The organism is Peribacillus sp. NPDC097284 (assembly GCF_044761765.1).
Lineage (GTDB): Bacteria > Bacillota > Bacilli > Bacillales > DSM-1321 > Peribacillus.
The window spans coordinates 385,125-394,246 of the sequence record NZ_JBIWCZ010000003.1 but is presented as its reverse complement, the minus strand read 5'-3'; the positions used below and the strand labels follow the sequence as shown (position 1 = coordinate 394,246).

5 protein-coding genes and 1 pseudogene are annotated in these 9,122 nt (G+C 37.6%); 1 reads left to right on the top strand and 5 read right to left on the bottom strand.

All coding sequences use genetic code 11. The features are described from left to right. Nucleotides 1-406: 406 nt before the first annotated feature. Nucleotides 407-2,011: an esterase/lipase family protein gene (locus ACIQXU_RS09905; RefSeq protein WP_402988794.1), complete on the top strand. Its 1,605-nt coding sequence runs from the start codon at nt 407-409 to the stop codon at nt 2,009-2,011. Nucleotides 2,012-2,268: 257 nt separating this feature from the next. On the opposite strand, the gene ACIQXU_RS09900 is transcribed toward ACIQXU_RS09905, so the two are convergent. The 5 genes and pseudogenes from ACIQXU_RS09900 to fdhF form a co-directional block, all read right to left on the bottom strand. Next, nucleotides 2,269-2,841: a tyrosine-type recombinase/integrase gene (locus ACIQXU_RS09900; protein ID WP_402873024.1), complete on the bottom strand. Its 573-nt coding sequence runs from the start codon at nt 2,839-2,841 to the stop codon at nt 2,269-2,271. An 804-nt stretch (nt 2,842-3,645) separates the two neighbouring features. After that, complete coding sequence (gene uvsE, locus ACIQXU_RS09895) at nt 3,646-4,617, bottom strand: UV DNA damage repair endonuclease UvsE (RefSeq protein ID WP_402988791.1); 972 nt, start codon at nt 4,615-4,617, stop codon at nt 3,646-3,648. Nucleotides 4,618-4,823: 206 nt separating this feature from the next. Beyond that, a complete protein-coding gene (locus ACIQXU_RS09890) occupies nt 4,824-5,321 on the bottom strand; it encodes a PCYCGC motif-containing (lipo)protein (RefSeq protein ID WP_402988788.1) in 498 nt (165 codons plus the stop codon). A gap of 263 nt (nt 5,322-5,584) precedes the next feature. Then, a pseudogene (locus ACIQXU_RS09885) lies at nt 5,585-6,151 on the bottom strand (helical membrane plugin domain-containing protein); the annotation flags it as partial. Continuing rightward, nucleotides 6,144-9,107: a formate dehydrogenase subunit alpha gene (gene fdhF / locus ACIQXU_RS09880; RefSeq protein WP_402988786.1), complete on the bottom strand. Its 2,964-nt coding sequence runs from the start codon at nt 9,105-9,107 to the stop codon at nt 6,144-6,146. The pseudogene ACIQXU_RS09885 and the gene fdhF, both read right to left, overlap by 8 nt. Nucleotides 9,108-9,122 lie beyond the last annotated feature (15 nt).

The window sequence follows — 9,122 nt, the reverse complement described above, 5'->3', positions numbered from 1 at the left end:
GAACCTAAAAAAGATGACCCCTGTTCAATACAGAGATCATCTTTTAAAAATTGCTTAGGCTTTTTTAAAATGTCCTTTACACAGGGTACACTTTACTATTCCTTGGTCTTTTTGCTTTGCTTTGTTAGTAATCAATCATAATTTTATTATGTAAACTAAGTAAAACTTCCTTTCTTTACATCCATCGCGAACAACATTTTATGCTGGGAAAATCCCTATATACCTCTTGGACCATTTTTTTCACTCATATCAGTTACTTTATCCTGTTTTTCTTCATTCTTCGATGGTATGAGTTAGCCTTATTCACTCATTTTATTAAAAATTGAAGGAATAACATAGCTGACGACTGAATTTAAACTTAAGAATCAAGTTAGTTTGGAAATTATAAAGCACTAGGAGGAAGTGTATGAAAAGAATATGGTATCAAATCATTCTTGTTACTTTTCTATTTTCATTATTCTTGTTTATGAATTCTCCATCTAAAACTTCAGCTGCAGAAATCGAGCCCTATGGCAAGCTAAAGCCCCCCAGTGAAAGTTTTACACCTGGTGATTGGTTTCTAGGGAGCACCCCTCCTAATTATAACTCAAGTAAGCCGCCCATCGTTTTTGTTCAGGGGAAGAACGGATCTTCAACCAGTTGGTACGGTGAAACGGAATATCATGGAATCAATGATATGTATACAAAAGCATACGAAGCGGGGTATCAAACGGTTTTTGTTCAGCTTTATGATGCAGCAGGAAATGGATCTTCCAGTCAATATAAGAATGGGAGGCTATTAGCTACTAAGCTTGCTCAAATCAGTGCACACTTTGGTGGAAAAAAAGTGAATATTATCGCTCATAGTAAAGGGGGACCAGATACACAAGCTGCTCTAGTCACTTATGGGGCACATCCATATGTGGGTCGAGTTATAACCCTTGCCTCCCCTCATCACGGTTCCAACTTGGCTGATTTGGCTAACAGCTGGTATGCTGGATGGCTAGCTTCTCTTCTTGGAGCAAATGATGAAGGAACGGCTTCGTTACAAATTGGACAGATGGCTGAATTCCGTTCTGTCATCGATAACCATGCAAATTCAAGAAAAAATAAATACTACACGCTTACCGGTACCAATCAGGGACCAGCATTGTCTGCATTATCGATTGGAGGGCTGTATTTATCTTCCTATGGCAGTAATGATGGACTCGTCAATGAGTGGAGTTCAAAATTACCCTATGGTACCCATCTCTTTACTGATAGCAAATACGATCATGATAATATCCGTACGGGATCCGCTGTTTTTTCAAGAATCGAACCCTATTTACGCAGTTCCTCTACTGCAGGGATTGCTAGTTTAAGTGAACAGCCTGCCAAAGAAGAAAATATTTCGACTACACACAATCAAATTATCCACGGTGGTTCTTTACAATCAAATAATTGGATAGAACAGCCTATCACTTTGAATGAAACAACTAAAGATGGTGAAGTAACCATTTATACAGCCACTGCAGATGTTGATATAGAATTAATCTCTCCATCAGGAGTGGTTTATCCAACCTCCCAAGTTTCACAGGTTTCTAAAGAAGAAACGTCTTTTCTTGCAGGTGCCCATATTCACACTTTAAAACAAACGAATATGGAACCTGGAAATTGGATAATTAGAATGAAGACAAAGGCCCAGCAAGATGCGTATTTACTTACCGCAAAAGTTGATGACAAAGAGCCGCTTGTTCTTGAAATGCCAGGGAAAGTAAAGCAGAATGATGCACAGTTTGTACTTAAATCTCCTGTCAAAAGCAACCTCTTAACCAACCCATTAACATTTGATGTTCACCTAACAGACGAAGAAGGTGTTGAAATTAAAAATAAGGGTTCTCTTAATAAAGTGAATTCAGGTACCTATTTTGGTAATCTTCCGGACGTCCCAAAATCGGGGACCTATAATCTAACGATCGATGTAAAAGAAAAAAATATGACTGGTCAAATGGTGAATCGCACCATTGTTCGTTCTATATATATTAATAAGTAAGGGAACCACTGTCCCAAACTGTCGTTTACTTGGCGGTTTGGGAAGATTCCTATTTAATTTATTGAATAAAATGTGTTTTAAATTCAGTACATTCTAAAGTGAGTTTGCCTACATAATGTGGTTTAAAAACAAAAATTTCTACTCTTTCCAATAAATAACGTCGAATCACTGCTCTCTATTTTTCTATCACTATTTTACCTTGTTTACATAATGTTATTATGGGCAATATAAAAAAAGACCATTTCTGGTCCCTTTTATCAAAAATAAAAATCCATCAATGTTTCATCCATCAAATCTTGAGTGAGTCCTATGTATATCATGGTGTCTTTCGGATTAGAGTGATTAAGGATTTGTTGGAGCAAAGCGATATCCTTAAACTTCTGATAATGGAGATAACCGAAAGTTTTTCGGAGTGTATGTGTCCCCACGTCTGGAATGTCAGCCATTTCAGCGGCCTTATTCAAAACACGATAGGCTTGAACCCTGCTTATGGGACCATTGCCTTTGCGACTAGGAAATAAATAGTCATCATTTTTTAATTTCATTTTTTTTACATACTTTCTTACTTCTTTACGAAGTTGTGGGTTGACTATGAAACGTTTAATTTTTTCAGTTTTTTGCTCAACAATGACAATATGCGTCCCTTCCAATATATCCCGGACGCGTAATTTTAAGAGATCACCAATCCGTAGACCGATGTTGATTCCAATAGAGAACATCATGTAATCACGGTAGCTGCAATATTTTAATAGAGACTTTTTCATCTTATCTATATGATCTAGCCGGCGTATCGGCTGGACATTTTTTATTCGTTGTGAGGTCCTTTGCATCTGTCATTCATCTCCCCTTTTCCCTCTTTATATTGTACGTTAAGACGCAAAAAAAAGCCAAGTTTTTTGATTTTCATAAGGCTTATAAACGTTGATTTAAAGGGATTTCGAATGTATCAAAACAGGTCCTTTGTTACATTCGGAATATTTCGTTATATTGTGACGGAATATCATTAAAAAACATAGAATCTCATTAAACGACCTTATTGGAGCAATACAGCTCATTTAGGTTCTAAGATACCTATTACTCTAGTTTCAAATTATAAGCACCTTAAAATAAGAATACGGAAGCCGTTTTTGATTCATCTTTGAGAACGCTCTGTCGATTTTAATGAATTTCACACTATATTGGTGTTAATTATTTCGAAATATCATGCTGGTTCACGATGACATTTAATTTTCCTACTGAAAATAATTTTGTGCATAGTTTTGTTCCTAATTGTTCTATTTGAGAATTTACTCCTTCCAATAACTGCAACTATAGCGTCAATCCTCTTAAATCAATTATATGATACCTTGTGTGCACTTAAATACTTTTGATACCTATTACTCTAGTGAAATAAAATAGGTATCTTAAAACGGAAATATGAGCCTCTTTTTTTTGAGAATCTTCATATTTTCTGTATAGTTTCAGAGATTGGTCATAACTTAAACCTATGCATCCTATCCATATTTATGCTTTTTCGTTTTGGTTCCTCTTTTTAACTACCATAACTATATTATGTAAACTAACATCTAAATACCTGATAAATTAATAAAAGTCAACTATTAATTCACCAAGGATTTGAAAATTATTATATTTCATCAGTGTATAAAAAAACTCCCCCCATCAATGATTTCAATTTCGGGAAAATCTTTTATTTGGTCCATTAACTGGAATAGAGCTCCATCCTTTTGTTTTGCTTCAATCATACAATCCAACTGTGGTAAACTCCCCTTGATTTCCCGTAAAAAATCGATAAACATATTAACATCCACAAAATCTGCATGTGCTCTAAATTCTTTTTCATTCCTAGGACTAGAAATGTGCATTTTGGGTGGTAATTTCGAATAGTGCCATGTATTGAGGATACGACCCCAATGCTCGCTCCAATTTTCATCCTTAGAATGGTGAGCTAGATAGTGATGATAATCAAATACAAGAGGTACGCCCAGTTTTTCACATAAGTAGAGTGTCTCTGATAAAGTGAAAGTCGTATCGTCATTCTCAAGGATAATCATCCTTTGAAGAGATTCTGGGATGCTCCCCCAGTTTAGTATGAACTGTTCCAAAGCCTTCTCGTTTTCGCCATACCCGCCACCTACATGGAGAACACACCGATGCTCAGGATCAATGCCTAGTTTCTTCAATAATAAAAAATGCATTTTCAGTGTTTTCATTGAAGTTTTTAGTATATCAATATTGCTACTATTCAAGATGACAAAATGATCTGGATGAAAGTCTATCCGCACTTCTGGATGAGATAGAAGGAAATCTTTTATCTTGTTCAGTTCATCAGCCAGTGGTTCAAGATAGTCCCATTTTGGTATTTCTGGATGGTTTACTAGAGGTATAAGTTTAGAAGAAAGGCGAAAAAACTGGATATCATATGCAGCATTATGTATGAGAAGACGCCAGCAATTTTGGAGATTTGAAGCGGAAATCCTTTCTAACTTTCGTATTGCAGCTTCTTTATCTTTAATTTTAGAAAATTGTGCAAAAGTCATCGTTTGAGAAGGTGAACAATGTGGTACTTGATTGCTCATAGCTACATAACCAAGGCGGATTAAAGTCAATATGAAAACTCCCTTGAATGTCTTATATGAGGAAGTATCCCCATAGCTCCTATTATTATTACATCTTGAGCTTAGGATTTCTGATTGCAAGATTGGAATCAATGCTTACAATGAAAAAGGGATAAAATAAAGAAACAGATACATAAGTGCACCTGTTTCTTTATTTTGGATTTATTTTCATTCCTTTTTAGTACCTTAACTCTTACTTACACTTCAGGAGTCGGAGTTGGTTTAGCATACCCTTTTTTATAGGCTTTATCTACTTTGTCCCGAATATCCTTTATAGTCATTCCATCGTTTAAATCAAGGATGGATTGTGCTGCTATTTCTAGGCATACTCCACATTTCGTCCCATGATCATCCCAAACTACTGCTCCATTTTTTTTATTTTCATGGATAAAACAATCGTAATTGTTTTTGTGGCCAGCTTCCTCTCCACATCCACAGTAACACGGTATTTTTTCCAATAGCGCCTGGTTTTGGGCAACGGCTAAATAGATGGTTTTCATGTCTTCAGGTTTTCCAGAAAGAAACTCAGGTGCTGTAGCTTTGTTAATAGTTTCTTGCTGAACATCCCCAGAAACGGTATGGTCATGGCTCTCATGACTAGTTTCTTGCTTCACTTCACTTTTCTCTTCAGTACATGCTGAAAGTAATAAAGACGAACACATACAGAGAGTTAACGCTGTGTATTTAAGTTTCATTTTTACACTCCTTGAAAATTTTGGTTACCCTTATTTTATGTGTAAAAGTTTTAAACTACAAGTGGATTGTTTAAATGAAACCTTAAAAAAGGACCCTCAGTATAAGGATCCTTCTCTCGTTACTATTCAATCTTATTTTGTTCGTTCTTTTGCCTCTTTGATAGAAGCGGAAGGGTCATGAGGGAAACCCCTGCTGCAATCCAAATCCAATTACTGCTTTTTCTTGATTCTCTTCCGCTTTTACTGGGCATACTTGAACCGAAATCTTTCTTTGAAGTCGGTCTTTGAATGGTTGCCTGTTCATTTTCTTTATGAACTTGTTGATCTTCTGGTAATTGAGTGGTTCGTTCTAAATCACTTGTATCTTCTCCCATTCCTTTTAAGAAGGTCATCAATAACGTCATCGCTTGTTTTACCTCTTTATCGTTTAAGGATCGTGCCAAGGAAAGATAGCTTGGTTTCTCACCTGACTTATCAATTTCAGCGACTCTGGCTATACCTGAATTCACCTTCAGGATAAGTGGCTCAAGCTGTTTAACATTTAGCGTTCCTAATGTTCCAAGCATGAGAAGAAGGTTTTTTAGAGTATTGGCTGTTTCAGGAGTATCCGCTGTTTTGACCAGAATATTCAGGACTTTATCTCCTTCCTTCAGCAGGCTGTTGACCATGGAAAGTATCCCACGGTCCTGCATGCCTTTCATGACTTCGAACGTTTCTTTAATGACCTCTTTATTTTCGAGAAGAGTTCTTTCAATATCTTCGAATTCAATTTTTCGCAATTCCTCTTCACTGAGTTCTATGCGATTGATTACTTTTGTCGCTTTAGCCACGGTTCCTCGACTCCTTTTTTATTTTTAAGAGGTCACCAGGGAAAATATAATCTTCACGGGCCCATTTTTTCTGTACTTGTACCCCGATTTGAGGTTGAGGATTACCATTACGATGGTTGATGCGAGGTAATGGATTTTCTCCTTTCGCCTTCAATATTTCCATTTTTGCCTGTACTTCTTTATAGGCTGGAGTATCCGTGTCTTTATCAGCATAGCTGCTGGTCAAAAAGTTGATGGCGCCATCTCCCGAATCATTCATTGGCAAGTAGACCTCTTTACCTTTCACTCGATCGGTAATGAGACACTGTATTTTTACATTTCCGTATGGAGAAGAAAGGCGGACTAGCGTACCATCCTCTAGGCCTCTTTCTTCAGCCAATTCAGGTGAAATCTCAAGAAATGCATTTGGAGTCTTGGAAGTGATTCCTTTCGATTTATATGTTAGATTTCCTTCATGGAAATGCTCTAATAATCTTCCATTATTCACATGGATATCGTATTCTTCTCCAAAATCGATTGGTTTTGACCATTCAACCGGGAATAGCCGTGCTTTCCCATCCGGGAATGGGAATTCTTCTGTAAATAGAAGTGGTGTATCCTGACCATCTGCGGCAACGGGCCATTGAAGGCTATTGTATCCTTCTAACCGCTCATAGCTTACACCTGCATAAATTGGTGATAAGCGAGCGGCTTCATCCATGATTTCACCTGGGTGAGCATAATTCCATCCGGCACCTAACCTATTTGCCACTTCCATAATGATTTGCCAATCAGGTTTAGAGTCACCAAGGGGTTCAAATACTTGGTACAATCTTTGAATACGGCGTTCTGTATTAGTAAACGTTCCCTCTTTTTCAAAACTTGGACTAGCAGGAAGGACGACATCAGCAAATTCAGCAGTTTTGGATAAAAAGATATCTTGTACTACGAAAAAGTCCAGCTTTTCAAACGCATCATGTACATAGTTGATATTGGAATCGACTAATCCCATATCTTCCCCTTTTAAATACATGGCCTTTAAGGTGCCTTCATGAATGCCCTCGACCATTTCATGATTGTTCAGTCCAGGCTTTGAAGGTACTGGTGTGCCCCATATTTTTTCATATTTATCCCGGACTTTCTTATCTGTCACCAGTTCATATCCAGGAAGTTTGTCCGGCGTACTACCAAAGTCGCTGGCTCCTTGAACATTATTATGGCCTCGTAAAGGATAGGTACCTGTTCCTGGTTTTCCGTAGTTACCAGTAATAAGCATGAGATTGGAAATGGCGGTACTAGTATCACTTCCACCTATATGCTGTGTTACACCCATTGCCCAAAGGGAAACAGCACTGTTAGCTTCATGAAGTGCTTCTGCAATGGCGATTAAATCTTTTTTGCTTACTCCCGTATGCTTTTCTGCATAGTCCATTGTAAAAGGTTCCAGGCTTCTGATGTATTCATCCATGCCATTCACACGATCTTTGATGAACTTTTTGTCAGCCCAGCCTTTATCGATGATATATTTAGACACGGCTGATAACCAAACGATATCTGAACCTGGAGCCGGTTGAATGAATAAATCAGAGCGTTCAGCCATTTCATGTTTCCTGATATCAGCAACGATTAATTTTTGCTTTCCAAGTTTATGTGAACGTTTAACCCTGGTCGATAAAACTGGATGAGATTCTGAAGTATTCGATCCAATAATCAAAACTAGTTCAGATTTTTCTATATCCTTAATTCCACCTGTATCCCCACCATAACCGACGGTCCTGAACAAACCAACGGTCGCTGGGTTTTGGCAATATCTAGAACAGTTATCTACATTATTGGTTCCAATAACGCTTCTGGCCAATTTTTGCATCAAGTACGATTCTTCATTTGTACACTTTGAGGAAGTAATGAAGGCTAAAGAATCAGGTCCGTTTTCTTTTTTGATTTCAGTGAATCTCCTAGTAATTAAATTCAGTGCCTCTTCCCATTCGGCTTCGCGGAAAGCATCGCCTTCCCTTATCAATGGCTTAGTTAGTCTTTCTTCACTATTCACGAAATCCCAACCGAATTTACCCTTTACACAAGTAGAAATACCATTTGCCGGTGCTTCTGCTTGTGGTTCTACTTTTAATATTTTTCTATCTTTTGTCCACACGTCAAAGCTGCAGCCTACACCGCAATATGTACAAACGGTCTTTGTCTTTTTGATTTTTGCATCACGCATGGCAGATTCCATATCAGAAATGGCTAAAATAGATCCATATCCAGTTTCGACATTTTTGGTAATTTCAATCATTGGTCTAAGGGTTTGTTTAGCAATGCCTGTTAAAAAGCCCGCTTCCCCTTCCATTCCTTTTTCCATCATCGCGTTACATGGGCAAACAGTTGAACAATGGCCGCATGATACACATGATGATTCATTTATAGGAACATTATTATCCCAAATGACCCGTGGTCTTTTGGCTTCCCAATCAATCGATAATGTTTCTGTTACTTGAACATCTTGACAGGCTTCTACGCACCGGCCACAAAGGATGCATTGATCAGGGTCATATCGGTAAAATGGATTGGATTGATCCACTTCATAAGGTTTTTGATCAAACGGAACACTTTGGTGGTTCACTTTCATTTCTTTCACCGTATTGTGAATTTCACAACCGCCGTTATTATAATCACAAACCGTACAATACAATTCATGGTTATATAATATCTTATCCATTGCCATTACCTGTGCTTCTTTCACATCAGGTGCTAATGTATCAATCACATCTCCGTCTTTGATTTCAGTTGAACAAGATCTCACAAGTTCACCATTTACACTAACGAGACACGTATCGCAAGTTTCAATCGGCCCTAAGCTTGGATGATAACAAACACTAGGAACCTCTATTGAACTATCATTAAGCATTTGTAGCACTGTTTGGTTGCCATCCAGAACTGTCTCCGCTCCATTAATTTTTATATGTACTTTTTCTCGCAAAATAAACTCCTCCTA